Source organism: Candidatus Babeliales bacterium, from assembly GCA_035944115.1.
Lineage (GTDB): Bacteria > Babelota > Babeliae > Babelales > Vermiphilaceae > DASZBJ01.
On sequence record DASZBJ010000001.1, the window covers coordinates 1 to 25,331 of the forward strand.

The following is a 25,331-nucleotide window of genomic DNA, read 5'->3' on the forward strand; positions in this document are numbered from 1 at the left end:
GCGCTTGACCCCAGTTACTCTGCGAAATTGTGCCTCTGATGATGATTTTAATTTTTCATATTTCATGTTCTCATAACCTTTTTTTATATAAACAGATCATGAGTATGCCATAAATTTTATGGTTTCAGAAGAGGTCTATTGCATACGCAGCATCTCCTAAGCCTTGTTTTTTTGGTGTTACATAGTCAGAACATTGTGTGCTAGTCATAGTGGCAAGTAATAAGATGAGAAACAATTTTTTCATGTGGATCCATATGAATAGATTTAAAAAATAAAGCCCTGCGAACATAAGGGGTAAATTTTAAGATTATTCCTTTTGTACTCTCCAGATGCGTGTGGTCCTGTCGCTAGAAGTAGTAACAATGAATTGATTGTCAGAGCTAATCGCTACTGAGAGTATTAGATTAGTATGTCCCGTCAGGGTATGAAGCAGTGCACCAGTATGAGCGTTCCAGATGCGTGCTCTATGGTCGCCATAGTCGCTAGATCCAGTGACAATGAATTGATTGTTAGGACTAATCGCTACTGAGCTTATTGCATAAGTACATCCTTTAAGTATACGGATGAGCTTTCCAGTATTTGCATTCCAGATGCGTGCAGTATTATCGAAAAAAGATCCAGTAACAATGAACTGATTGTCTGGACTAATCGCTACTGAGTTTATTGCATCAGTATGTCCTTTAAGTATACGGATGAGCTCTCCAGTATTTGCATTCCAGATGCGGGCAGTTTTGTCGTCAGATCCAGTAACAATGAATTGATTGTCTGGACTAATTGCTACTGAGTTTATTGCATCAGTATGTTTAAAGAGGGTATGAAGTAGTACACTAGTATGAGCGTTCCAAATGCGCGCGGTCTTGTCGTCCGATCCAGTAACAATGAACTGATTGTCAGGACTAACCGTTACTGAGTTGATTCTTTCAGTATGACCAATAAGGGGATAAAGGAGTGTGTCTGTATTCGCGCTCCAGATGAGTGCGGTCTTGTCGTAAGATCCAGTGACAATAAACTGATTATCAGGGCGAATTGCTACTGAGGTTATTCCACTAGTATGGCCATAGATAGTATGGAGTTGTGTTCCAGTTTTAGCATCCCAAACGCGTCCGGTCTCGTCGTCCGATCCAGTAACAATGAACTGATTATCAGAGCTGATAGCTACTGAGTTTATTCCACTAGTATGACCTGAAAGGGTATAGAGTAGTGTGCCCGTATGAGCATCCCAGATGCGGGCAGTTTTGTCGTCAGATCCAGTAACAATGAACGTATTGTCAGAGCTAATTGCTACCGAGCCTATTACACCGGTATGACCCGAAAGCGAAACTGATGTAATGCGAGCTTCAGGATCCGACCATTTTGTTTCTTTCTGATCAGTGGCATGTTGTATGATATATGGGGTAGTACTTAAAAGTAGAATTAATGTAATATTTTTAGATATCTTCACAACAAACCCTTCTTTGCATTCCTATGAACTAAATTTTTTTCTAAATGTTTGCCCATACTTACTTCTTTTGTTAAAAAAATTAACTTAAATTTTCATCTTCTTAATAAAAGCCACAAATTCCATAACATCTTCCCTGGTGGTATCCCAAGAAGTCATCCAACGCACCTCTGATAATGCAGAATCCCACACATAAAAAGAATATTTTTCCTGCAACAGAGCGATCATTTTCTGATCCAAAATAGCAAATACGGCGTTGGCCTGAACCTGCTTACTAATCTTAATATAAGAAATATCTTTAATTTCATCCGCAAGAAGCATAGCCATAGCATTTGCATGCTGCGCATTTTTCAACCATAAATCATCGGTTAATAAAGCTATAAATTGCGCTGATATAAAACGCATCTTAGAAACAAGCTGCATACCCTGCTTGCGAATATATTTAAAATCTTTTGATAGCTCTTTATTAAAAAATATTGCAGCTTCACCAATCATCATACCATTCTTGGTACCACCAAAACACACCACATCAATTCCTACATCTTTTGTAAGCACAGCTAAACTGACGTTCAAACTAGCTGCCGCATTGCTCAAACGGGCTCCATCCATATGCACATACATATCGTGAGCGTGAGCAAACTCGGTAATTTTTGCAATCTCAGCTGGCGTATAAAGCGTCCCACATTCTGTACCTTGTGTTATCGATATAACCCTGGGTTGCACTCGATGTTGATCACCTCTACTCAACAGCTGATTTTGAATAGCTGCGACCGTAAGCTTGCCGTCTTGGGTTGGTATAGCAAGCAATTTACTACCAATGTAATGTTCAGGCGCTCCACATTCATCAACATTAATATGGGCTGATTCAGCGCAAATAATGCTTTCGTATGGTTTTACTAACGCACTCAAACACAGCACATTAGCTGCTGTACCTGTAGTTAAAAAGTACACATCTATATCGTTACCAAAATGTTTTTTAAAAAGCCCTATAGCTTTTTCGGTATAATTATCATCAGCATAGGCTTTTTCATGCCCCCGATTAGCATCATTGATGGCTTTTAGAACAGTAGGATGAATTCCTGCATAATTATCACTCGCAAAACTTTTCCATAGCATATTTTTTTGCCTCTGCATTAATAACACATAAAAAGGTTTAAGTAAGCTTAAATCAATATTTTACTACTATGCTAATCGTTTTTCAAAAAAGCCCTAGCAGAATGAGATTTTAGATATTTTTCAAACTCAAGAGCTTTCACTTTATCACTAAAACTACAATGCCAAACTAATTCTCATGGTTTATAAGCGGTAGTATAAACTGAACCACCATTGTTATGAGTAGTAACGCGCTCTACCATATTAAGTGTAAAACCCACATAGATGATTTCAGAAAATCGTATGGATTTAATGATATAAACGTAATACATAAAAAAATGGACCTAAAAAATACAGCCCTTGCACAGCATGGGCGAAGACTGGCCTGCCTGGCATTTCTTGCAGAAATGACTGGCGGCACTCATTGGGCACACTTCGAACTTTTAGATGGAGCAGATTACAAGAGAACCTTGCATTCATACAGGCACCAAGAACTGTTTAAGTACTCGATTGAGATAAGATCTTTCTATATACGACACAATGTAACATTTATTACCGGCAATGATATCGCCAGCTATTTGATTTAACCCTCCATAAGAACATTTGACAATGTTATAACATTGTATAGCATTGTGTCATACAGTTGTTTAACCGATCTTAGTTGTGAGGGAGTCGACCATGCTAAAAAAATTGGTCAAATATGGCAATAGCAATGCCTTAATCCTTGATAAAGCAATCATGGAATTGCTTAATATGAAGGAGGGATCTGTAGTGAAGTTCAAGACGGATGGCAAGTCACTCATCATCACACCAGTCGAGGGGGAAAAGGCTTCAAGCATAACTTTGAATGCTAATGAAACCTTGATGAATATAAATGCTGAAAAGACTGAAGCGGCCAAAGCTGACCCAGATAAAAAACATGTGTTTGAGGAATGGGCACCAGGGACTGAGAATTTCTCGCGATTGACTGAGGCACTTGCTCCAATAATGGCCAAAAATGCACAGGAAATAAGTGTGTTTGGGTCTCCAGCATTTATGGTAGAGGCAGATGCATTGGCGGCTAAACACCATGGGGATAGATCATCTTCAAAAGCATTCATGAAAGATCTTATCGCTTTACAGGATAAGTATGCGCCAGGCTATTATAACAAGGCGCAGCAGGAAATGCGTGAAGCGTATAAAAAAGTTGGTTATCCAATGGAGCTGTTCGCTGCAGACAATGATTGGGATTAACTTCTTGATTGTTCAATAAAATGTGACCCCTTGGCGCGCGAGGGGTTGCGCAAGTTCTATAATGGATTGACTAACGCATCAACTGATGAAATAGTCGGATAAAGCTTTCCAGCTCATCAGAGCTGATTTTTGCAAAAAATTGCGCGTCAGTTTGCTCTACAAGTGGCAAAGCTTGCGTAAGAATATCCTTTCCTGATGGGGTAAGCATAGGATTTTTGCTTCGTTCATCCACTGAATTTATACGTTTGATTAATTTTTTCCGTTCAAGACCTCTGAGTATCTGTGAAGTTGTATTTGGATCAAGGCTTGCCATCTTGCCAATCTCAACTTGATTCACCTTACTACCATCTTTGGTTAACCAACCTAACGTTGCAAGAACAACAAACTGTGGATGCGTAAGACTTACTGTCTTGAGCGCCTTTTCGATCGCCGTGCGCCACTGCATGCTCACACGCCACAAAAGATACCCAGGACTTTCATCTGGTGTTTGATACACACTTATATGTCTAAAATTTATTGGATCACTCATGAATATCTACTCCCATCGCATCGGCAATTACCTTAAAATCAGATTCTGGTATTTCAAAACAACCACGTCGAAATGGAAATCCCCACTGTTTTTTATTTTTTATAAACGAAAGAGCGCTAATTAATAATTCGATCGGCGCATCCTGTGCGGCAAAAAACTGTACATCACGACGCCATGGAATAAAATCAACGCTCATACGAAACTCATAGGGAGCTCTATCTTGCACTCTCCCAATAGCAGTAAACTTTCTGCATGCAGTTTTTTCTCCAAATATCTCAACAGGAGAATAATACACGATCCAATCTCCAGCCGTCATTTTATTCAGTGGACCACCCTTACCATGACAAACCTGTGCAAAACCGCCAGCAGCTCCACCTTTAACGTGCTCTCGGCTGGCAACACCTATCCAGTACTTTGCCATTAAGCTCTCTTTGCTAATTTAAAAGCTCTAATTCTATGACCATCAAGATCAAGCGCAACGAATGTGCGACCAAAATCCATATCAGTCGGCTTTTGAATCATCGTGATACCTTTATTACCCCAATCTTCATACAAAGCGTCCACATCTTCTGTACTAAAACATATTTCTGCAGCACCTGGAGTAGCAGTTACCAATGGCTCTGCGGTATAACGAGACCACAATCCCAACATTACTCCATTAGGTAATGCAAACATCGAAAACGTAGGTTGTAATTCGACTGGTTCAAAACCAAATAATTTTTTATAAAAATGTGCACTTTCAATGGGATTTTCTACAAACAAAAGAACATAACTTAGATTGGGCTTAAACATATCAATATCCTTATATAACTGATTTATTAATGCATACGTATAAATATAATACGCATGCATACAAAGTCAAATAGCCCATGAATAGGCGCATATCACTGGTGTCGTGGCGGAAATACAGAAAGAGCCATATTACAACGAGAACGCCGCAACAAATTGCGACCAACAAAGATTCGTACGGGAAAAGGCTTACGGCCTTATGCAAATGTCAGGTAAACGAGCGTATGCTGTCGGAACTGCGTAGGTATATAAACAGGCTATTCGTTTTGTACCCAGTAATGTATATTTGATAGTGTTATGTACTCATGATAACATTGCACCATACGCAAAAAAATTTTCGTTGATCTTGAACAGATTATATTTAACAGAGGAATCCGATTGATCGAAAAATTGAAGCTCAAAAACAATTGCTCGAGCATTTGGCCATTAGCGATTTTCGTGGTTGCTTTTTATGCGGTTGATGCATTAAGGCTTTATATAGATATAAGTTATCTTTATGTCGACAGGCTTGTGGTATGGCTCCTTCCAACCTTCTTGTTCATAAGGTTTGTTTTACATCAAAATCCATTTGAGTTCTTAAAGCTCAACACAAATGTAAAAAGAGGAATCCTTTGGGGAGGTATAATTAGTGGTATCCACGCATTACTATATGTTGCTTTTTGGTATTTCTGGAATAGCAAAGTAACCGTAGATTATAGCGTGTGTTTTAAGGCCCTCTGGGATATCGTTTTAACCGCTGGTTTCATCGAAGAAATAGTATTTAGAGGATTTATTTTAGGATATTTGAGGAATATATACACATTCAGAATTGCTAACATCACAAGTTCATTGTTATTCATGATCGCGCACATTCCTTATTGGATTGTCTTTGGTCAGTTTTCATTGCCTTTATATAAGATCCTCTATGACTTCCTGTTTGTATTTACCTGTGGGCTTTTAGAAGGATTTTTCCTTAAAAAGACTAACTCCTTGTGGACTTGTATTATTCACCACTCAACCAATAATTTTTTATCCTTCATGGTGAAATAAACTATAGCTGAACCCATACAATCAAGACGATCGAAGAAAGATATTTCACCAAAACGCGACTTGTATTGTAAACTCCGTGCATATCCTTTTTTTGTTTTACATTACTTAAAAAGACATTTGCCTATCTATTTCGATAAAGGAAATTGCATGACACACTGGGGATGGTACTGGAAGATAAAGAAGCAACATATACCTAGAACACTCTGCTCAACGTTGGTCTCAATCGATTCATTCAAACTTCTACAAAACAATAACACCACCTCTGGATTTACTGTGACGCCTCTAAACATTAGAGCTACCATCAAAGATGATCATCTACAAGTCACATATGGCAAACGCAAAGAGATCTCTTACTCCATTACTATCGACAAGTTAACATGTAACTTTGGTGGCTTTAGGTACTTCTTTAGATGTCCGCTATGCAAGCAACGCATGCGGCTTCTTTACTTCGCCCAGAATAGCATTTTCCTATGCCGTAAGTGCTTAAATCTTGGCTATGTATCACAACGTCTGAGATCAAACTTACGTTATGATTACATGAGCTCTAAAGTTAAAGAGATCGTAAAGAAGAAAGGAGGCAGCCTTGATCAGTATAAGAAGCCGCCCCAAATGCATCTCAATAGTTTCAAGCAGCTACAAGACAAACAATATTCCTACAAAACAAGTCTCATCAGGCCCTAAATAAAGAGCTGCGCGAATAGCATGGTACCAAGATTGAACCGTACCTTGAAAACTTCTTTGATTAAATGAATAGGTTATCAGGGCTAATGGCTACCGAGGTTATTGTACTCATATGACCAGAGAGGGTGTGGATGGTGGTGTTTTACGTGAGTCAACAAGAGCCTGGTTGAGTTCATTTTGTACTCTCCATATGCGTGCGGTCCGGTCGCTAGATCCAGTGACAATGAATTGATTATCAGGGCTAATTGCTACTGATTCTATTACATTAGTATGTCCAGTGAGAGTATGCAGTAGAGCGCCAGTATGAGCGTCCCATATGCGTGCAGTATCATCCGAAGATCCAGTAACAATGAACTGATTGTCAGAGCTAATCGCTACTGAGTTTATTGCATAAGTGTGTCCTTTAAGTATACGGATGAGTTTTCCAGTATTTGCATTCCAGATGCGTGCAGTGTTATCTAAAGATCCAGTAACAATGAATTGATTATCAGAGCTAATTGCTATTGAGTTGATGCTGCGAGTATGTCCAGAAAGAGTATGCAGTAGCATACCAGTATGAGCATTCCAGGTGCGTGCAGTGCCGTCCCATGTTCCAGCTCCAGTGACAATGAATGTACTATCAGTGCTAATAGCTACTGAGTTTATTGCATCAGTATGTCCAAAGAGGGTATGAAGTAGTTCACCAGTACGAGCGTTCCAGATGCATACGGTCTTGTCGTCAGATCCAGTAACAAGACACTGATAGTCAGGGCTAATCGTTACTGAGTTGATTCTTTCAGCATGACCTCTAAGGGGATGAAATAGTGTGTTAGTACGAACGTTCCAGATGTGTACGCTCTTGTCGTAAGATCCAGTGGCAATATGCTGATTATCAGAGCTAATTGCTACTGAGGTTATTCCACTAGTATGGCCATAGGTAGTATTGAGTAGTATTCCAGTTTTAGCATCCCAGACGCGTGCGGTCTTGTCGTCAGATCCAGTAAGAATGAACTGATTATCAGAGCTAATTGCTACTGAGTTTATTCCACTAGTATGACCTGAAAGGGTATGAAGTAGTGTTCCAGCTTTAGCATCCCAAATGCGTGCGGTAGTGTCGCTAGATCCAGTAACAATAAATTGATTATCAGAGCTAATTGCTACTGATTCTATTACAGCAGTATGACCTGTGAGCTTCACTGATGTAAGAGATGCTTGAGGATCTGACAATGTAGACTGTGCATATTGATCGATTAAAACGCCAAGGGTTTGCGATACGTTTTCGGTTTTTAATTTTTGTTCTTCGCTCATTTTTGTATCTTTCTGATCGGTGGCATGTTGTATGGTGTATGGAATAGTGCTTAACAGCAGAATTAATATATTTTTTTTAGATATTTTCACAAAAAACCTTATTTAATTGCGGGACAGGTAAACCACTAGTTTTGACTGGTGTTACTATCAAGGCTTTAACCTTTAGATTTAAGTTTTGATGATGTTATCGAGTTATACTGTAGTTGGGCTTGGCGGTCCAACTTTTTAAAGGAAAAGCGATGACAACACCATCACATGAAAGTTTAAGCCACTTTAAGTGGAACTGCAAATACCTGTCCTCGTTCAGGACATATGAGACTGAAGGGCTTGGTGTGGTCTATAATCTTTTGGTAGAGTGTGTTATAGTCAAACTAATGGATTACCTGCCTTCCATTTACGTCATGTATTTAGAATGTTTTTTAATTTTGGAGAATACTGCATGAGCCATATAACAAGATTTATTACCATTCATAGCATTTTTATTATGTTAGCTTCTATGACTGGCTGTTGCGCAGAGCCAGAACAAAAACAAAAGGCAGACCAATCCAGCCTGGCTAGTAAAGCTACGGCGCACCCAATGATGTTGTATATAATCGTCGCAAGCACTCGCCCTACAAAAACTGGGGTAAAAATAGCTAAAAATATCAAAGCAATGATGGATAAGAGACCGGAAGTGAGAACAAAGATTATTAATATTGCAGACTATAATTTACCATTCTATACAGATGAAGTTGCTCCTGCTGACCGTAAGGAAGAAATAACAAATCCAGCATTTAGAAGCTGGGCAGATAAAGTAAAACAAGCTGCTGGTTATATAATTGTTTCACCTGAGTACAATTATGGCTATCCAGCTTCATTAAAAAACGCATTAGATAGTCTTTACAAAGAATGGAATAACAAACCAGTGGGTTTTGTTGGCTATTCAGGAGGTTCATCGGGTGGAGCATCAATGATTGCGCAATTACGCCAAGTTGCTCGCGGATTAAAAATGATACCAGTTGCTGCAGAAGTTAAGATTCCTCAATCATGGAAGGCATTTAACGACCAAGGCGGCTTAGCTAATTCTGATGTTATTGAAAAAGAACTAAATATCGTTGTAAATCAACTTCTTGAGGCCCAGATGCCACGAAAGAATGAATAAAAAGTTTTAAAAACACACCCGTATAAACTATACAAACCTAAGATCTTAAAGCCTCTACTGCTTTTTTCACGATATCAATATTTTCAGGTGTATTTAAATGCACCTGTGCCCATTGCATAATCGGCTTCACTGATTTAATTTTATGCCCCAGATCATTCATCCATTCATATCGTGGAAATAACCAAAGATGAAAATGTGATGCATCTTCCTCTTGCACCTGGTAAACAATCTGGATATTAAGCTTTTCTCGCATCTGTTTTCGAAGAACGTATACAAACTCTATAAAATCTTGCCGCTCTTCATGACTAAACTCATCGATACTTTGCACATGTCGCTTAGATGCCACTATCACAAATCCTGCAATAGGCACTGCAAATCTTGTCGAGCTTCAAAAAAAACTGTCGATGCGATAACGCCCCACCGATGGTTTCCCGTATACCTTGCTGCAGGCTACATCCAGTGCATGAGCGATGCTGAGTATCAATACTATTCATATTCGTAACTCGTAAAGGTTCCACTACCTTAATCCTTGAAAGTAAAAAAAGCACGCACTACCAAAACCTATTTTCTGGCAAATGCATGACAATTAATTTATTTAGCTAATTCCTTTGACTGGCCTGCCAGGCATTTCTTGCAGAAATGACTGGCGGAGCTGACGAGACTCGAACTCGCGACCTTCCGCGTGACAGGCGGACGCTCTAACCAAACTGAGCTACAGCTCCATACAATATATCATATTGAATGGCTCCGCGGGCAGGATTCGAACCTGCGACCTAACGATTAACAGTCGTGTGCTCTACCAGCTGAGCTACCGCGGAATAAGAATTTCAAAAACTAGGTAGTAAAACTACCTTTTATGGCCTGCCGGTCATTTCCTTCAGAAATGACTGGTGGGCGGTACAGGGCTCGAACCTGTGACCCCCAGTTTGTAAGACTGATGCTCTACCAACTGAGCTAACCGCCCTTGCTAAATATGATTCCAAGATTTTAGAGGAAAACAAAGTAAAAGTCAAAAAGATTCTCACAAAAAATCTTTATAATTCATAGTTTTTTTTATACGCTGGTAACAGTTACCTATAAAGGTCAAAAATATCCATTCCGAAAGGCCAATCATGAAGTTCTTCGATTTCGTAAAAAACCTGTTTATATTGCTTATTTTCGTTCAAGTGGCCCCTGCGCTTTTTAGTAACATACGTAAACAATACAACAAATACGTCTCTCCTCAAACACAGGTTGGTATTATCAAATTCTCGAGCGCTATCTATGATTCTGCCCCCTACAATAAACAATTACATGATCTTTTTACGAACAATGATATAAAAGCAATTTTACTTGAATTTGAATGTCCGGGAAGCGCTGCCGGTTCAGGCCAAATTATTCATAATGAACTGCAACAACTCAAAAAACAGTATCGTAAGCCAGTGATTGCACTAGTAGAAAACATTTGTGCTTCAGGCGGCTACTACATCGCCTCCGCTGCTGACCATATTATTGCGCCTGGTTGTTCAATCATCGGTTCTATTGGCGTAACGCTGCCATACTTTCTCCAATTTAAAGACTTTGGAGAACAGTTTAAGATTCATCATATACCAATGAAATCGGGAACATATAAGGACGCTACCAATCCTTTGGTAAATATCACCGATGCAGACAAAGCAATGCTACAAAACGTTTTAGACGATTCACATCAACAATTTATCGCTGACGTAGCGCATAATAGAGCATTATCCCCTGCAACCGCAGCCCAATGGGGAGATGGACAGCTATTTTCTGGACGCCAAGCACTAAAACTTGGTCTTATTGATGAAATTGGATCTGCTCACAATGCAATTGCTATTATCAAAAAGAAAGCGATTATAGAAGGTGAAATTGAGTGGGTAAAACAAGCTCCTAAATCCGGCCTTGCTGCTCTTTTTGGCGATTCTGATTCACAAGACGATCAAACATTATTCCATGCATTAATAAACAAAATACGCATGTTATGCACTTCCCTTTTTCATGAGATAGCAATAACCAATAGAAGTTATATCGCATAACGGCTGCGTAATCACGTCATATACTAACCCATTTACGCGGCAATATGTTATCCTGCCGAGCGCAAACCCTTGCGGGAAAATGAGACCATCGCCACTTGATATCACTAAATCGCCCTCTTGTATGGATAATAAATGGCTCACATGCGTTACTGTGCCTACCTGTTTTTGATTGCTTCCTTCATAAATCCCCAGAGCATGTGATTGTCCACAGTATGCAGAAACTTTACAAGAACGATCTGTCACCAAAAGCACTTTACTATAGGTGGGAAAGACTTCCTCTACACGTCCAATTAAATTATTTTTATATATAGCAACCATATTTTTTTCGACACCCTGATTGCTCCCTCCTTCAATCAAGAAAAAATGCTCCTGCTCTGAAAAGTTTTTCAACAAAACTTGTGATAGCATCGCATATGAAAAGTCATAACGATTTTTAAATGCACTCAGCTCATCAGTATCAACCAAAAATTTTTCCTGCGCTTGTAATACAACAAGCTGTTCAAGCGCATCGTCTTTTTCCTGCTCTAGTATTCTATTTTTATGTTGCAACTCATCAATCGATCGAAAATAAATAAGCACTCGATTGATTGGCGCAGTCACATAGCTATGCGCAACCAAAAAAGGATGCAACATCATCGATGCACTATTTTCAAAAAATTTCGACTCATGAAAAAAAAATTGTGCAGTCGCTAGAATACATACTGCACAAAAAATTACTCCAAAAAATATCTGCTTTTTCACTACAACCCCTTATCTTACGCTCCAAAAAACGCCACCAACCCTTGCCGCACTTGATTCGGACAATCAGACAAAATCAACTCCTGACGAAGAGACGATGCATCAGAAAGACCTCGAATGTAGAACGGCAAATGCTTTCTGAAAATATAAAGACCGTGCGGTCCATAGTAATTAATCAATTCATCAAGATGCTTTAATGCATATTTAAGCACCTGCATTTTTTCAATTTCAAATTCATTGCCCAGCGCATGTTGCTGCAGCTCATGCAACTTCCATGGGCGAGCCCAAATTGGTCGGCCAATCAAAAAACCATCCACACCAGTCTGCTCATGCACCATCTTTGCTACTTTAAAGTTAACGATTCCACCAGAAACAATTACGGGAATAGAAATCGCTTTTTTAACCTCTGCAACCAACGCATAATCTGGGCGCCCTTCGAATCGTTGTGTTTGCAGTCGTGGGTGAATGGCTAGAGCATCAATTCCACAGCCCTCAAGCATTTTTGCTATCTCTACGGCATTACATTCTTTAAAGCCAGCACGAATTTTCACCGTAAATGGAATAGATACCTTTTTTCGTATGGCGGTCACAATAACCTTTAGGCGCTCTGGATCTGCCATCAGAGCTGACCCTGATCGGGATCTAATCACATTTTTAGCCGGACATCCCACGTTTAAATCAATTACATCAACCCCACGCGCAAGAATCAAATCCAATGCTTTATCTAAAAATGTGGTATCCGCTGCCGCGATCTGATAATTAAGCGGCCGCTCAAGCTGTTCAAATTTTAAAGCCTTGACCCCACTTTTATCATTGGCGATGCACCCGACATGGCGCATTTCTGTGTATAAAAGCTCATCTTTAGAATAGTCACGAACCAGCTTTCTGAATGGTGAATCGGTGATTCCATCCAGCGGTCCACCAATGAATCGCGGAACCGAAAGGTTTCCAATCTTTATACGTTCATGCCAAAAACTCATTTCAAGACCTTTAGATATAAGAATTAATTACTGCATCGTTAATACAGTAATTATAGCAAAGAGATGGGAGATGGCCAATCGCGTTTCAACGGTCACGCTTCATCTCTTTTTTCACGATTTTTCCAGGCAATGAGTCTCGTGTTTGTCTGGTCCATCACCCGCTTTGTCTTGCACATCACCTGCGCAAGCCTATCTTTGATCTTGTCTACTGCCTGCACAACACGCGCTTTTTTTCGCCAAAGCACATAAGAACCCATTCCATAAACAGTTATTACATACCACCCCATAACCACCGGATACTCCTCTTCTGGCCATTCCACTAATCGTGAGATATACACCCCTACCGGAATAATAACCGCTCGCATGATAAGCTTACCGACGGGCGCCACCAAAGGAGACTGTAATCCACTAAAGAGCGCTCGTGGAGATGAGTGTGCGGAAGGCGCAAAAAGCAGTCCCGTCATCAATACAACACTCCCAATCTTTCTCTGAATACAAAACATGACAAACCTCTTTTCTATGAACCCAATGAGCCGTATCATTATGAGTATATTGAAAGGGACCGGCATTACCCAGTCCCCTTTCTCAATTCATATCAATGCACCTATCACGGCTGCGTTTTGGCAAAATGCGCCTCGCCCGCCTTTGCATACTCTGCCGTATGTGGAAGATTATACTTTTGATAAAATGCATGTAATACATTACGGTACTTTAATCCATCACGACCAGCGGTAATATACGCATGCTGCCCATGATCCAATACCAACAAATGTGCTTTTTTGTGTCCCGCCTGTTTTATCTTTTCATAAAGTTTTATTGAACTTGAAGCTGGAATCACATCATCTTCCTTAGAGCAGACAACCAATATTGGAAGCTCTGGATCCACTTTTGCCGCCACATCAACCGGCCGAATACCATATGGGCTGTATCCCTTGAACATAATTTTTGCACATGATGCAATGATATCACCCAATACCTTTTTAACCACAAAGGGGAATGGAACTATTTTATCTGCTTCTTTACTTACTATATGCGTTGTTACATCTTCCAATGACGCAAATGGTGATTCTTCAACCGCCGCTTTCACCTGCGATGCCCGATACCTTCCTAAAAAATTTCGTATCACCGAAGCACCGCGTGATACACCAAACAATATAATATTATGGTCTTTCTGCAACTCCTCATACGATGCTTTGAGTATCTGAATATCCCCCTCCTGCGCAAGATATGAATACTTGAAGAATTCTTTCGCCTTATATTCAGGTTTGTTGAGAAATTGGCATGGCACATTTTTGCTCGTTGGTAAATAATCACCAGTATATATATTCATATGATCTATCCCTCCGCCATGCCCATGCGCAAACAAAGTAGCAAACGGCTTATCATTTTTTTCTTTATTATCTGCATGAGATTGATCCAAGGCGATTTTTGGGGCATGTTTTTCTGACAAGCGGCATGCCGTTTGCACTAATTTGTGTATGGCATAACCACCCGCTAATAAAAGCGGAACTGCTACGCGTTTCAACCGTTTCGCTACCTGTGTAGCCGGCGGTTGTTGCAATAACATTTGAGCTGCAGGACTCGTTTGACCGAAAAAAACAAAACTAACAATCAGAACGCAACTTAACAAGTTGTACTGCATAAAAATCCTTAAATATATGTATACCGGCAATAGTGCAGTAGTGTACCATAAGCATGACATTTTGATAGAAACAAAAGGTCGGTTAAAACGCATATGAAACTTTTACTGCAACACCGCGATACGAATCATAAGAAGAACTCACTTGAAAACGTCACTGCAGAATTTCTTATCAATAACCTTAGCAGCCAGCCACAAAAAAGGGGTTGGAATCACCCAACCCCTTTGGAATGTATATACAATATTTATTATGGCCGCGTCTTTGCAAAATCTTCCGCCCCCGCCTGCGCATAATCGTTGTGAACAAGCGCTTGTCTGTTCTTATCTAGTCTATTTATATAATGATCATAAAATGCATGCAAGACATTACGGATTTTCGTTTCCCCGTCGTTCAGCTGTACAGCCCCCTCTTGACCCGTCCCTTTATCCACGACCAACAAATGTGCATTGTCCTGACGGGCGTCTTTTCTTTGCTGATATAACATCCGGGCATTTGCAAGAGAAGCAGGATCTTTTTTAGAGCATATGGTTAATACGGGAATATTACGGTCAATTACAATCTTCGTTGGCCCTTCATATAATCCATATTGCTTGACTCCTCGTAACCACATGAGTATAGAAGCAACACGACCCAAAAACCTATTTATCTGATCTGGCAGCACATTATAAGACATTTGACTAATTTTATCTGTTAGAACGTCTTCCAACCCAACAATGACTGGATCAATTTCCACTATTGCTTTAACGCTATGATAAAATGTTTCAAAATTTTTTGTTAGAAAACCTTGGATCACAGCCGCCCCTCGTCCATGACTAAATAAAATCAATTTACCCCCGTGACTAACAACCCAGAGGTAATTTTTCTTTAGGTCTTCTACTAGACCGCTGAGCGGCTTTTGGTTGCACTCAATAGTATGAGCGATTCTTGGTGAGAAGTGATTTTTAGACAAGAAATCCAAACTGTTCGCATCACCCACTTTTATTCCACATAATCCTCTTTCATCTTCTTTTGGCTCTTCTTCAGGTAGTTTCTCGATAACAGAAACATCTAAATCACCCTGGCGCTGCAATCTAGACACGTGCCGAACAACTTCATGTACTGCATATAAAGCAGCAATAGCCCTCGTTAACTTACCCGCTGCCACCACTGCTGGCTTTACAATATCCGCTGCCGATTTTTGCAGCAATATTGTCTGAGCAGCACAACTCATTTGGCTGATAACAATCACATTAATCACAAAAAAACTACGTAACAATTTCTGTTGCATGAGCGCTCCGAAACATTGTAAGGATAAAATAATTAATTAGTATAGCACCAACATGACAACTTGAAAACCACATGTGGTCAGATTTCATATGTTAGAATGTATATGAAACTTTTACTGCAGCTCCGCGGTATGGATCATAGGAACAGCTAAAATCGAAATTATCATACAATTTTTTATCAATAACCTTATCTGCAGCAAATGCATACAATATGCCGATTCCAGCACCTGCAATGAGTTGTGATGCATAATGTCGGTTACAATTTACAAATGATGCAGCAGTAAACACCGCAAGGCCTCCAAGTGGCACCGCTGCACGCCAGCCAAACCGCTTCCCATACAATGCTGCTGCATATGCATACCACGATAAATGTCCCGATGGAAATCCTCCATGTGCACGGTTTGTACAAGAAAATTCTTCGCGCCACGGACGTAGATCAATCTTTCCCACTTTGCATCCCTTAATCAAATGCGCAAACCAATATACAAACGGAAGACCATTTAGAAATATTCGGCTCGTCTCACGCACATCAGGATTGCGTGCTCCAATCGACAAACACCCCGCTGCAAAAATGGGAAAAACAATGCCACATTTAGCAAACTGCTGAGAAAACTTACCCATTTGATTAATATTTTTATGACAAGACCTATTAATAAAGCAATTTTGCAACCGTTCGTCTATCATACGACCAAAAACAATACCCGGAAATAGTCCCACTCCAATTTTAAAAGAATCCCAATTAAAAAGTTCACGATGCAAGTCAATCGTATTTCTAAATACACCCACAAAGGCGTCTTTAATTTTACTATCACAATTAAAAGGTGCGTACATAGGCTTTTTCACACGAAGATCTGCAGAAAAAGAACAATGAGCTTGCATCATAACAATGCAAGCCCCATATATCAAAAATGATCGCTTTATCGTAATCAAGATGAGTCCCCTATTATTTTCACCCACTATCGACTTAGTAAAAATAATAGAAATGATTACCTAAAAACAAGAATATTAAAAAAAACAGCCTAAAAATTTTTCGGATGCTGCATATGCCACGCAGTACTCGTTTCATACGAATATGCCGCTTTATAAAGCGCCTCTTCAGATAAATGCGGCCCAACAATCTGGAATCCAATCGGTAAATTCTGTTTGGTAAATCCACACGGCAATGAAATAGCTGGAACCCCTGCCAAATTTATAGGACAGGTAAAATAATCCTGCAAATCCATCTGCAACTTATCCACATCAAACGCACCAAACTTAAATGCTGCTTGTGGATGTGTCGGCATAATCAGCAAATCAACATCTTTGAATGTTTTCATAAAATCATGACGAATAACCTGTTGCACTCGTTTTGCATTATCATAGAAATCGGCTGCATGTCCTGCCGATAATACGTAGTTTCCTACCATAATACGGGATTTCACTTCTGCACCAAAGCCTGCACGCCGTGAACCGCTATACATCTGTCCAAGCGTTTGCGCTTGCTCGTCACGCAACCCATAGCGCACTCCATCAAAACGGGATAAATTAGATGCCGCTTCTGCACGACTCAAAATAAAATATGCTGCAGCACTAAATTTCAATGTTGGCAATGATACGCGCTGTATTTGCGCTCCTAATTTTGTAAATTGCTCAATAGCACGCTCTATTGCTTGAACAATTTCAGGGTCCATGCCAGGAGCGTATAATGCGTCTTCAACAACACCAATTTTTAAACCAGATTGCAATGCGCCATCTAACGTTTTACTGTAATCATTTTGATCAACTGGCAAACTTGATGAATCATGCACATCATGTCCTGCAATCGCAGACAATACCAACGCATTGTCATACACAGAACGAGTAGCGATACCAATCTGATCCAATGATGAAGCATAGGCTACAAGTCCGTACCGAGACACCAGTCCATATGTTGGCTTTAGACCAACAATACCACAATAGGCGGCGGGCTGACGAACTGATCCTCCGGTATCTGATCCCAATGCCCATGGCACTAAACCAGCTGCAACCGCAGCGATAGAACCACCACTTGATCCACCTGCAACACGAGTTGCATCCCATGGATTGCTTGTCTTTTTAAAAGCTGAAGTTTCTGTTGAGCTTCCCATAGCAAACTCATCCATATTGGCACGCCCAACCAATAAAGCACCCTGTGCTTTCAACCGTTTAGTTGCCGTTGCATCATATACCGATACAAAATCTTTTAATATCTGCGATGCACAGGTTAATGAACGCCCTTGCTGTGCAATATTATCTTTCAATATTCCGGGAATACCGGCCAGAAAACCAGTTTGAGATGATCGTGCAAGAATCGACGCCGCATCAAAAACTTCTAATGCAGAGCCAAGCTCAGAATCATACTGGGTAAAACGGTCTAAAAAAAATTGTAATAGTTCTTGCTGTGAAATCTCATTATTTTCTAATAAATATTTCAATTCACGGATAGGTGCAAATGCTAAGTTATTCATCTTTTAGTCCTTTCCAAACAACCGTTATGAATTGCTCTCTAAAATTCTCGGTACAACAAAAAAATTATCTTCTCGCTCAGGAGCCAAGGCTAGGATCGATTCCGGGTTGGTTTGCACAACAGAATCTTGACGAAACACATTGCTTAAACCGTGGCACGCATCATCATAATCAAACGGCACTTCTTTTACACGCGCTGCATAACTCAAAACACTATCCAATTGCGCCAACAGGGGCTCAATTTCATCGTCATGAATATCCAATTGAGAAATACGAGCTAATTTAAGCAACTCATCTTTTGTAATTTTTGCCACGATCATCCTTTACAAGAATCAAGATTTTTTCCAATCATTCCCACGAAAACGATTAACATATATAAAACTCATTAATGCATTACCTGTATAATACGAGCCAAATATTAAAATAATTTTTACCGCTGGGTCATCAATAGCAAGCTGAGACATTACATAAGATACCGGAAAAAAATAGCAACTGAGCACAAGAAAACGCACCCACATTACGACCTTAACATTGGCAAGACCACGTAATGCACCAGAAAGAATTATCTGCAACACATCAAAAAACACAAGAAACCCTAATACAGGAAACACTTGTGCCGCCACATGCGTAAACTCACTGCGAGTATCAAAAAATTTCACAATAAATGTTGTGTAGCATGAAAAAAGGATAATAATAGTAAACACCATTATCGTAGCCAAAAACAGTATTTTTTTGATATTGCTTTTAACGCCATCCCAGTTTTTAGCACCTAAATCGTTACTGACTAAAAATGTAATAACCTGAGCAAATGCAACTGCGGGTAACAAAGCCACACGCTCAAGATCTTTTATAATACAAAAAGAGGCAACGCCACATGCCCCCAATGATTTTATCAAACGTAATAACCAAACTAAAGCAATAGCCATCATCGCTTTATCAATAATTACCGGAATAGACAGCTTAATTAACTCTTTCCAATAAGAGACATCTGACAATCCAGAAAAAAGCTCAATACTATATTTTCTATATTTTTTACCACAAAACACAATAACCATCGCCAAGAGCAACATCAATCCATATTGAATGATAGAAGCAAGAGCCGATCCATACAACCCCATTTCTGGAAAGCCATAATTACCAAAAATAAGCAGATAATCAAACAATAAAAAAGTTATAGAACCAACAACATATAAACACATTGGGGTACGCGCATCTTTAAGGCCGCGTAAAAATCCTATAAATGCAAAAAAAACAAACATAAAAAAAACGCCGAAGGCTCGCAGCTGCAAAAATGCTGCCCCTGTATCGACAAGTTCTGCGGGAACATACCAAGAATAAATATAATGTGCACCAAAATATAACATGCTAGAAAACGAAACGCCCAAGAGAATGGTCACCCAAAAGGCATCCCGAATTGTACGTCCAGCGGCTTTAAAATCTCCGGCACCGTTATGGCGACCAGCAAGAATAATCGTACCAACCGAAACACCCTCAGCAATCTTAAGAATCAAATGTAATAAATTATTGGTAGCGCCGAGCGTACTATACAATGACGTGGACTGTAACCTCGATATAAAATAGGCATCTACCCAGATCGGCAAGGAATACAGCAATAATGCCGTAACAAATTCTGGCAAAAAATACCGCATAATACGTCCATAACTCTCCCCATGGGTAAAGTCAACGATACCATCTAGGTAACTTGCCATTAATCCTTTCTTCATATAAAACAAAGCCTCCTTTATAGCTTATAACAGGGGTATAATGTACCGTTATAGTAACAGAAAAAATCATTCTTCCCAAACAACAATTATTTGGTCACCCCTACCTGCACATTCTTTAAAATAATCAATTGACGCTCTTTAACCCCAACAGTATATGGCACAACATGGTCAATATATGATGAAACCGGCGCCTCAGGCTTCCACTGTTTTGAGGCCCAATATACCAGCATCGCCTCTTTATACGCACACCCATCTTTAAACAATCGTATTAATTCTTCTGGTTGCAATGACGCTCGTGCAAAAAAATAATCAATCTGTTCATATTCTGCTTGCCGTAAGAAAGTACGCCAATCAAAGGTGCAGACTTCAATGCCCGTAAGACCCAGGGCTTCTATAACCATATTTAAAAAGGACACCTTCTTTTGATTCACCTCAAGCAAGATAACGAATAGATCCGGCCGCATAATCTTGATCGGTAAGCCAGGAAATCCTGCGCCTGAACCAATATCACATACTGTCCCACCCGTTTTAAAAGGCAAGCCTTTTAAAACAGCGATAGAATCTTGAAAATGATACTGAATGATCTCTGCCTCTGTTGTTATAGCAGTAAGATTGATCCGCTCATTCCATTCACGCAGCAAAGCAACATATTGCTCAAATTGACCTTTTTGTTCCGCGGAAACTCCCGCATCAAGAACAAATTTATCCCATATATTCATCACGTTTTTATCCAATTCCGCCCTATTATTCATAAAAAACTCCAAAACTATCGCACTTTATACTCCATCTCTGGTACCTTATTATAAAAGGGTCGTAACCATAGGGAATATAATGAACGTAAAAAAATCATTGTGGCTTACTATATTAACATGTTTATCAGTACAACACACGCTCTTATGCGATGAAATCATTACTCTTTTTTTTCAGCCATACCCCCTCACAACCATCGACAATTCAGCAACAAGCATCGTTAATCAATTAAAAGAACCAGGGCAAATAGCCCATCACTCCATCAATGGGACCTTACAGAAACACATTAATTCCGGTATTTTCGTCAGCTATAGAGGATATATAACCGCATCGGATAACAACGGCCAAATTGTGTTCCCCCGCAAGCATCCAGAACCCAAGATTACCATTCTCATTACCTCTAAAATCGTCCCGGTTATCAAAGCATATAACACCATAGAACATTGGGAACTCGACAAAGGAACCCCAGCCGCTATGTATGTTGCCGAACGGAAACAGGATATGCCTTCGGAATTATATTATTGGGATATGAAACAGGTACCTTTGCCAAACAATAAACAGCTCAACCGAGAAGCATTAATTATTTTTGCACGGCCAGAGGACATTTACGTACCAAAGGGAATTACATTATCAAAAAATATGCCTAATCTGATACTTCCTGATCTCTTTGTAAAAAGAGAAATCAGAATATCCCCAAATATTCTGTATGTTCTTAATATCAAGCATTTCTTCGGGCCAATGGGTAGTATTCAAAAACAGCTGCCATCTTCTTACATTAAACATATCCAGCCGTAAGTGGTCCAATTCAAGCAAAAAACACAGTTAAATAAAGCGTTTGTATAACTTTCCTCATTGAATTATAATAATATTTATTACCAATCAAAAAAATTGAGGAATTATGTTATTTCCCAATAAATTATCAAAGAAGATATTACTAATCTGCTTATTAGCTCAATCTTTTACTATGACAGCTAAACCTACCGATGCTCATCCGCATAAAAAATATGAAAAACAACGATCTTGGAGAGCTATTGTATACAAAAGTGGATTAGGCATTCTTGGAAGTTTATGCCTTTGGAAAGGATTTCAAGCGGCTGATAATGGCCTTTATGCCATAGTCTACCCAGAAAAAATCAAACAGCACTTGATAAAAAACATACCACTACAACAGACCACTGTATCAAAGAAATATATACAAACCTTAAACTCTTTTAAAACTAAAGAATTAACAATGCATCTCTTTGTTCATTACTTCGTTATATCTACTGTATTATTCAGTGCAAGTGGATACCTATTAAGAAAACTTTGGGCATCTATAAAAAAAGAAATCACTGCAAACGAGACAACCTCTGTATCCTAATTTACTAAAAAAATATATTACACTAAAAGATGGTGATCCATTACAGTCACCATCTTTTTTTTAATTTGTCCCGCCTTTTCGGCTCACAATTATCTGGATGGCTACGTTCGCCAATGACGGCTCTCTTCCGTCTTTCGTTAAAACTTCACCGGACAGGCACTATGACGGTTAGAGAACACCAATAGTGCTAATAATATTTATCCATACTCGATAGTTTTAGATCCTTTACACAACTACCCCATACTACACACCAAAACGATGTCCCTCCCTTCAGCAGAACTGCTACCTGTTACAGAACATAAGGCATTGCCTACTGTCATTATGAATGGAGCGTAAGCGAAATGTAGTAATCCAGAATTTGTGCGCTCAATCTGAGCGCGACATAATAGTTATCAAAGCTATTACGTTGAACGCACATTAACCATCTTCCTCAAACACCCAATGCATCTAAATATATATCAAGTGAATGATCAACAGCACGCGCAATCAGTTGTAAATAATCATCTTGCGAACCGCCAGTTTGCGCTTTTTCCAATGCTTTTAAATAAGCAAGGCGGTCATCAACTGATATTACCGCCGGAGGATAGCCATGCATCATCAAAATAAGGTTCATCAATAATCGCGCTGTTCGACCGTTACCATCAACAAACGGATGAATCGTTACTAACTTATAATGCGCTTGAGCCGCAAGCACTACGGGATGCAGATCGGCAGTATTAAGCCATACAATATATTCTGCCATTAAATCGGGAACCTTAGCATAATTTGGCAAGATGGTCATTGATCCGGAAATGCGTACCGCTATTGCTCGATAATGCCCTGCATTATCATCGTCAATGCCTTTTAAAACAATATCGTGAATAGTAACAATATCTTTTTCAGTAATAGATGTTGGATTACCCTGCACAAACTGTAGAACCCAGTCAAATGCTTTTGCATGATTAGTGGCTTCCAAATGCTCCTCTAATCTTTTTCCACCAATCGTTATCCCTTTTTCGATAACTAACGCGGTCTCTTGACGCGTAAGAGTATTACCTTCAAGCGCATTACTTGAATAGGTAAGCTCAACCCGAAACCATGCAGTTAGATTTTTTATTAAATCTTTTGGCAGCGGACGTAATGAATCCAGTTTTTGTTTTTTATGGGTAAGTTTTTCGTATTCCATAGGACCAAGCCTATGATATAACAAAACATGTGTCAAAACTACGTGTTTCTCCAAAGTAAACAGTTCCCGTCTGCTGAACTTGATCTTGTGATCTTCCTTGATATACAGTAACCAATATGTACCAATTTTAAAAAAGGAAGAGGTCGTGAGAATAGGCAAGCAAACTGTTCTTTTTATTTTTTCATTTTTTCACATTCTTGTGTTGTATCCTAATGATTCGACCGCTCATGATGATAACTCCTCTTTACTTTCGCTACGCGATTTTCTTTTTTTTGAGCGTGTTACTGCTGGTTTGCGTGATGTTCACGATTGGGCTAAAAAGCACGAACAGCTGAACTCTCAAGGGTATAAGGATTTTGTATCAAAATATTATAATGATATAGCTCGTCACTGTGCTTTTGATGAAATTAAGGAGCACATGTTTGCGGATCTGACTACACAGTTACAGATTCCTGACATTAGGTCTTCCCCTGTAGAATCCCAAAATATAGTATCTGCTAAGTCTCCTTCTGCACAAATCACTTCGCCGCCAACATCACAACTGAATGATCAGCAATATTCTTTTGGTGTTGATACCGAACTGGTTTTAGATATTTCTGACCGTAGGCATCCAAGCGAATATGCGCGTATGACACCGTATGACATATCTATACAAAATAAGTTACATCAATGCGCTGCGATATTTAATAATGTCTGCAGATATTCCTACGCCCGTGTTAAGCGACTTGAGCATGAAAATAAAAATATAGACTTTTCTGCAATGCAATCAAAGCTGCCACATGGCTTTAAGCAATCATTTGAAAAACGTGGTTTGTATGAACGATGTTTTGGAGAACGTGTAGGACAATCAGAATACGAAAAAGCGTTTTATTACGATCTTGTTGAAACTTATGGCCAGGATTTTACTCATGAACAGTCAGTGCAACATCAATATGCGCAGATGCATCGTTGGAAAGAGTATCATAATGAGGAATTTAGAAAGTTTTTACAGACATTTGCTTTATATAACGATTATGTCATTGAGATTGATAAGCATTTTAAAACATGTGCAGGGCGCTGTTTTAAAAAAGCACATGCATGTGAGACAAAAGCATATCATTGCATTGCTCATCAAGCAGAAGCGTTGCATAAAAAATATGAACACGCAAAAAAGCAGGCACAGAAATTGCGTGCCTATAATGCTCATCAACGTCATTTATGTATGCAAGAGATTTTTACCAGTCAGATACCAGATCTTGATGCTGTAGCGTTAGAATGGCAAGAGACTCATCCCGAACGTGCGCAAGCATATAATGAAACAATTGAAGATCCTCAAAAATTAAAAAAACAGCAATATGCTCTTTCTTGGCATGCAGCAAGATGTTTATCACTGCAAGGATTTGACCCGGCAGATTATCAGGAGTTATATGGTAACCCATTACAGCATGAGCTGTTTCGTGAATTGCTTGATGGCGTAGAATTTTTAGCACAACTCCCACAAGTTGATCGTGCAAAGCCATTTGATGTTATGGCTCGCACAGCAACGTTAGAAACATTTGCAGATGCACGCCAAATTAATGCCATGGGAGATTGTGTAGGTGCATCAAAATTGATTGATTTTGGCGTGTCTCTTTTGGAGTATTGTGCTGCGGCAGTAGGAGGTTTTGGCAGTGGAGTCTGGAAAGGCATCAAAAAGACGGGCACTGATATTGCGCATATCGCGTATCATCCCGATCGGGTAGTGATGGCATTGGGGCTTGTTGTGGTACACTTTGCAGATTTGATATATAACTATGTGCCATTTGATGATGTAATGAGCACTACATTTGATGAGCAAGACTGCGAGCGAATTGCAAAAAATTGGGCAAAGGAATCCAATAAGGCAGTGAATTGGTGGAAAAAAACACCTGCTCACGATAAGATGCATCAAGTTGTTGAAGTTCCTGTTGGTTTTTTGACCAACGCGATTCTTTTTGGTTGCTGTGCATCGTTTGCAAGCAAATTAGCAACGG

Annotated in this window: 26 protein-coding genes and 3 tRNA genes; 8 read left to right on the forward strand and 21 right to left on the reverse strand. The window is 39.5% G+C overall.

Going from position 1 to position 25,331, the window contains the following annotated elements; translation table 11 throughout:
* Window positions 1–307: 307 nt before the first annotated feature.
* Together VGT41_00005 and VGT41_00010 are read right to left on the reverse strand one after the other, a co-directional pair.
* Complete coding sequence (locus VGT41_00005; protein HEV2600655.1) at window positions 308–1,441, reverse strand: WD40 repeat domain-containing protein; 1,134 nt, start codon at window positions 1,439–1,441, stop codon at window positions 308–310.
* An 84-nt stretch (window positions 1,442–1,525) separates the two neighbouring features.
* Window positions 1,526–2,554 carry a low specificity L-threonine aldolase gene (locus VGT41_00010; protein HEV2600656.1) on the reverse strand — a complete coding sequence of 343 codons (1,029 nt, stop codon included), beginning with the start codon at window positions 2,552–2,554 and terminating at the stop codon, window positions 1,526–1,528.
* Window positions 2,555–2,868: 314 nt separating this feature from the next.
* Here VGT41_00010 and VGT41_00015 point away from each other — a divergent pair, with 314 nt between their 5' ends.
* The gene (locus VGT41_00015) at window positions 2,869–3,117 is read left to right on the forward strand and encodes a hypothetical protein (GenBank protein HEV2600657.1); all 249 of its coding nucleotides are present in this window, start codon (window positions 2,869–2,871) and stop codon (window positions 3,115–3,117) included.
* Between the two features lie 91 nt (window positions 3,118–3,208).
* Window positions 3,209–3,763, forward strand: coding sequence for an AbrB/MazE/SpoVT family DNA-binding domain-containing protein (locus VGT41_00020; GenBank protein HEV2600658.1), 555 nt, complete (start codon window positions 3,209–3,211; stop codon window positions 3,761–3,763).
* A gap of 70 nt (window positions 3,764–3,833) precedes the next feature.
* On the opposite strand, the gene VGT41_00025 is transcribed toward VGT41_00020, so the two are convergent.
* The 3 genes from VGT41_00025 to VGT41_00035 are packed head-to-tail and all read right to left on the reverse strand — an operon-like array spanning window position 3,834 to window position 5,084.
* Window positions 3,834–4,292 carry a MarR family transcriptional regulator gene (locus VGT41_00025; protein ID HEV2600659.1) on the reverse strand — a complete coding sequence of 153 codons (459 nt, stop codon included), beginning with the start codon at window positions 4,290–4,292 and terminating at the stop codon, window positions 3,834–3,836.
* A complete protein-coding gene (locus tag VGT41_00030; GenBank protein ID HEV2600660.1) occupies window positions 4,285–4,713 on the reverse strand; it encodes an EVE domain-containing protein in 429 nt (142 codons plus the stop codon). The genes VGT41_00025 and VGT41_00030 overlap by 8 nt, the downstream gene beginning before the upstream one ends.
* Window positions 4,713–5,084, reverse strand: a complete 372-nt coding sequence (locus VGT41_00035; protein ID HEV2600661.1) for a VOC family protein — start codon at window positions 5,082–5,084, stop codon at window positions 4,713–4,715. The genes VGT41_00030 and VGT41_00035 overlap by 1 nt, the downstream gene beginning before the upstream one ends.
* 375 nt (window positions 5,085–5,459) lie before the next feature.
* On the opposite strand from VGT41_00035, the gene VGT41_00040 reads away from it, so the two are divergent.
* Window positions 5,460–6,110: a CPBP family intramembrane glutamic endopeptidase gene (locus VGT41_00040; GenBank protein HEV2600662.1), complete on the forward strand. Its 651-nt coding sequence runs from the start codon at window positions 5,460–5,462 to the stop codon at window positions 6,108–6,110.
* A 789-nt stretch (window positions 6,111–6,899) separates the two neighbouring features.
* Here the strand turns inward: VGT41_00040 and VGT41_00045 are convergent.
* Window positions 6,900–8,168 carry a WD40 repeat domain-containing protein gene (locus VGT41_00045; protein HEV2600663.1) on the reverse strand — a complete coding sequence of 423 codons (1,269 nt, stop codon included), beginning with the start codon at window positions 8,166–8,168 and terminating at the stop codon, window positions 6,900–6,902.
* 322 nt (window positions 8,169–8,490) lie between these two features.
* Between VGT41_00045 and VGT41_00050 the strand changes: the two genes are divergently transcribed.
* Window positions 8,491–9,219 (forward strand): NAD(P)H-dependent oxidoreductase, encoded by a 729-nt coding sequence (locus VGT41_00050; GenBank protein ID HEV2600664.1) that lies wholly within the window; start codon window positions 8,491–8,493, stop codon window positions 9,217–9,219.
* Between the two features lie 37 nt (window positions 9,220–9,256).
* Here the strand turns inward: VGT41_00050 and VGT41_00055 are convergent, their stop codons facing one another.
* The 4 genes from VGT41_00055 to VGT41_00070 form a co-directional block, all read right to left on the reverse strand.
* Window positions 9,257–9,565: a hypothetical protein gene (locus VGT41_00055; GenBank protein HEV2600665.1), complete on the reverse strand. Its 309-nt coding sequence runs from the start codon at window positions 9,563–9,565 to the stop codon at window positions 9,257–9,259.
* 298 nt (window positions 9,566–9,863) lie between these two features.
* A tRNA-Asp gene (locus tag VGT41_00060) sits at window positions 9,864–9,941 on the reverse strand.
* A 20-nt stretch (window positions 9,942–9,961) separates the two neighbouring features.
* Window positions 9,962–10,037: transfer RNA gene (locus tag VGT41_00065), tRNA-Asn, on the reverse strand.
* A gap of 70 nt (window positions 10,038–10,107) precedes the next feature.
* Window positions 10,108–10,183 (reverse strand) — tRNA-Val (locus VGT41_00070).
* A 148-nt stretch (window positions 10,184–10,331) separates the two neighbouring features.
* Between VGT41_00070 and sppA the strand changes: the two genes are divergently transcribed.
* Window positions 10,332–11,255: a signal peptide peptidase SppA gene (sppA, locus tag VGT41_00075; GenBank protein ID HEV2600666.1), complete on the forward strand. Its 924-nt coding sequence runs from the start codon at window positions 10,332–10,334 to the stop codon at window positions 11,253–11,255.
* Here sppA and mreC read toward each other — a convergent pair.
* From mreC to rsmG, 10 genes are all read right to left on the reverse strand, one after another.
* The gene (gene mreC, locus VGT41_00080; protein HEV2600667.1) at window positions 11,199–11,996 is read right to left on the reverse strand and encodes a rod shape-determining protein MreC; all 798 of its coding nucleotides are present in this window, start codon (window positions 11,994–11,996) and stop codon (window positions 11,199–11,201) included. The genes sppA and mreC overlap by 57 nt on opposite strands.
* Before the next feature lie 14 nt (window positions 11,997–12,010).
* On the reverse strand, window positions 12,011–12,973 hold the full coding sequence (locus VGT41_00085) for a tRNA-dihydrouridine synthase (protein HEV2600668.1): 963 nt from the start codon (window positions 12,971–12,973) through the stop codon (window positions 12,011–12,013).
* Window positions 12,974–13,065: 92 nt separating this feature from the next.
* Complete coding sequence (locus VGT41_00090) at window positions 13,066–13,476, reverse strand: hypothetical protein (protein ID HEV2600669.1); 411 nt, start codon at window positions 13,474–13,476, stop codon at window positions 13,066–13,068.
* Window positions 13,477–13,580: 104 nt separating this feature from the next.
* Window positions 13,581–14,615, reverse strand: a complete 1,035-nt coding sequence (locus VGT41_00095) for a hypothetical protein (GenBank protein HEV2600670.1) — start codon at window positions 14,613–14,615, stop codon at window positions 13,581–13,583.
* A gap of 245 nt (window positions 14,616–14,860) precedes the next feature.
* On the reverse strand, window positions 14,861–15,880 hold the full coding sequence (locus VGT41_00100; GenBank protein ID HEV2600671.1) for a hypothetical protein: 1,020 nt from the start codon (window positions 15,878–15,880) through the stop codon (window positions 14,861–14,863).
* A gap of 91 nt (window positions 15,881–15,971) precedes the next feature.
* Window positions 15,972–16,808, reverse strand: a complete 837-nt coding sequence (locus VGT41_00105) for a phosphatase PAP2 family protein (GenBank protein HEV2600672.1) — start codon at window positions 16,806–16,808, stop codon at window positions 15,972–15,974.
* Between the two features lie 89 nt (window positions 16,809–16,897).
* The gene (gatA, locus tag VGT41_00110; GenBank protein HEV2600673.1) at window positions 16,898–18,343 is read right to left on the reverse strand and encodes an Asp-tRNA(Asn)/Glu-tRNA(Gln) amidotransferase subunit GatA; all 1,446 of its coding nucleotides are present in this window, start codon (window positions 18,341–18,343) and stop codon (window positions 16,898–16,900) included.
* A 24-nt stretch (window positions 18,344–18,367) separates the two neighbouring features.
* Entirely contained in the window at window positions 18,368–18,655 is a 288-nt protein-coding gene (gene gatC / locus VGT41_00115; GenBank protein ID HEV2600674.1) for an Asp-tRNA(Asn)/Glu-tRNA(Gln) amidotransferase subunit GatC, read from the reverse strand.
* A gap of 18 nt (window positions 18,656–18,673) precedes the next feature.
* On the reverse strand, window positions 18,674–20,065 hold the full coding sequence (locus VGT41_00120; protein HEV2600675.1) for an MATE family efflux transporter: 1,392 nt from the start codon (window positions 20,063–20,065) through the stop codon (window positions 18,674–18,676).
* 86 nt (window positions 20,066–20,151) lie between these two features.
* Window positions 20,152–20,817 (reverse strand): 16S rRNA (guanine(527)-N(7))-methyltransferase RsmG, encoded by a 666-nt coding sequence (gene rsmG, locus VGT41_00125; protein ID HEV2600676.1) that lies wholly within the window; start codon window positions 20,815–20,817, stop codon window positions 20,152–20,154.
* Between the two features lie 79 nt (window positions 20,818–20,896).
* Here rsmG and VGT41_00130 point away from each other — a divergent pair, with 79 nt between their 5' ends.
* Window positions 20,897–21,610, forward strand: coding sequence for a hypothetical protein (locus tag VGT41_00130; protein HEV2600677.1), 714 nt, complete (start codon window positions 20,897–20,899; stop codon window positions 21,608–21,610).
* Window positions 21,611–21,713: 103 nt separating this feature from the next.
* Window positions 21,714–22,175, forward strand: coding sequence for a hypothetical protein (locus VGT41_00135; GenBank protein HEV2600678.1), 462 nt, complete (start codon window positions 21,714–21,716; stop codon window positions 22,173–22,175).
* Between the two features lie 430 nt (window positions 22,176–22,605).
* Here VGT41_00135 and VGT41_00140 read toward each other — a convergent pair whose 3' ends face one another.
* Window positions 22,606–23,340 carry a Fic family protein gene (locus VGT41_00140; protein ID HEV2600679.1) on the reverse strand — a complete coding sequence of 245 codons (735 nt, stop codon included), beginning with the start codon at window positions 23,338–23,340 and terminating at the stop codon, window positions 22,606–22,608.
* A 145-nt stretch (window positions 23,341–23,485) separates the two neighbouring features.
* Between VGT41_00140 and VGT41_00145 the strand changes: the two genes are divergently transcribed.
* Window positions 23,486–25,331, forward strand: a 1,846-nt coding sequence (locus tag VGT41_00145) for a hypothetical protein (protein HEV2600680.1), incomplete at its 3' end; no start/stop codon positions are given.

Bases quoted from the DNA above. Each gene is read 5' to 3' on its own strand.
- VGT41_00010 (HEV2600656.1), bottom strand. From the start codon at position 2,554: ATGCTATGGAAAAGTTTTGCGAGTGATAATTATGCAGGAATTCATCCT.
- VGT41_00015 (HEV2600657.1), top strand. From the start codon at position 2,869: ATGGACCTAAAAAATACAGCCCTTGCACAGCATGGGCGAAGACTGGCC.
- VGT41_00020 (HEV2600658.1), top strand. From the start codon at position 3,209: ATGCTAAAAAAATTGGTCAAATATGGCAATAGCAATGCCTTAATCCTT.
- VGT41_00025 (HEV2600659.1), bottom strand. From the start codon at position 4,292: ATGAGTGATCCAATAAATTTTAGACATATAAGTGTGTATCAAACACCA.
- VGT41_00030 (HEV2600660.1), bottom strand. From the start codon at position 4,713: ATGGCAAAGTACTGGATAGGTGTTGCCAGCCGAGAGCACGTTAAAGGT.
- VGT41_00035 (HEV2600661.1), bottom strand. From the start codon at position 5,084: ATGTTTAAGCCCAATCTAAGTTATGTTCTTTTGTTTGTAGAAAATCCC.
- VGT41_00050 (HEV2600664.1), top strand. From the start codon at position 8,491: ATGTTTTTTAATTTTGGAGAATACTGCATGAGCCATATAACAAGATTT.
- sppA (HEV2600666.1), top strand. From the start codon at position 10,332: ATGAAGTTCTTCGATTTCGTAAAAAACCTGTTTATATTGCTTATTTTC.
- VGT41_00085 (HEV2600668.1), bottom strand. From the start codon at position 12,973: ATGAGTTTTTGGCATGAACGTATAAAGATTGGAAACCTTTCGGTTCCG.
- VGT41_00090 (HEV2600669.1), bottom strand. From the start codon at position 13,476: ATGTTTTGTATTCAGAGAAAGATTGGGAGTGTTGTATTGATGACGGGA.
- VGT41_00095 (HEV2600670.1), bottom strand. From the start codon at position 14,615: ATGCAGTACAACTTGTTAAGTTGCGTTCTGATTGTTAGTTTTGTTTTT.
- VGT41_00100 (HEV2600671.1), bottom strand. From the start codon at position 15,880: ATGCAACAGAAATTGTTACGTAGTTTTTTTGTGATTAATGTGATTGTT.
- gatA (HEV2600673.1), bottom strand. From the start codon at position 18,343: ATGAATAACTTAGCATTTGCACCTATCCGTGAATTGAAATATTTATTA.
- VGT41_00120 (HEV2600675.1), bottom strand. From the start codon at position 20,065: ATGAAGAAAGGATTAATGGCAAGTTACCTAGATGGTATCGTTGACTTT.
- rsmG (HEV2600676.1), bottom strand. From the start codon at position 20,817: ATGAATAATAGGGCGGAATTGGATAAAAACGTGATGAATATATGGGAT.
- VGT41_00130 (HEV2600677.1), top strand. From the start codon at position 20,897: ATGAACGTAAAAAAATCATTGTGGCTTACTATATTAACATGTTTATCA.
- VGT41_00135 (HEV2600678.1), top strand. From the start codon at position 21,714: ATGTTATTTCCCAATAAATTATCAAAGAAGATATTACTAATCTGCTTA.
- VGT41_00140 (HEV2600679.1), bottom strand. From the start codon at position 23,340: ATGGAATACGAAAAACTTACCCATAAAAAACAAAAACTGGATTCATTA.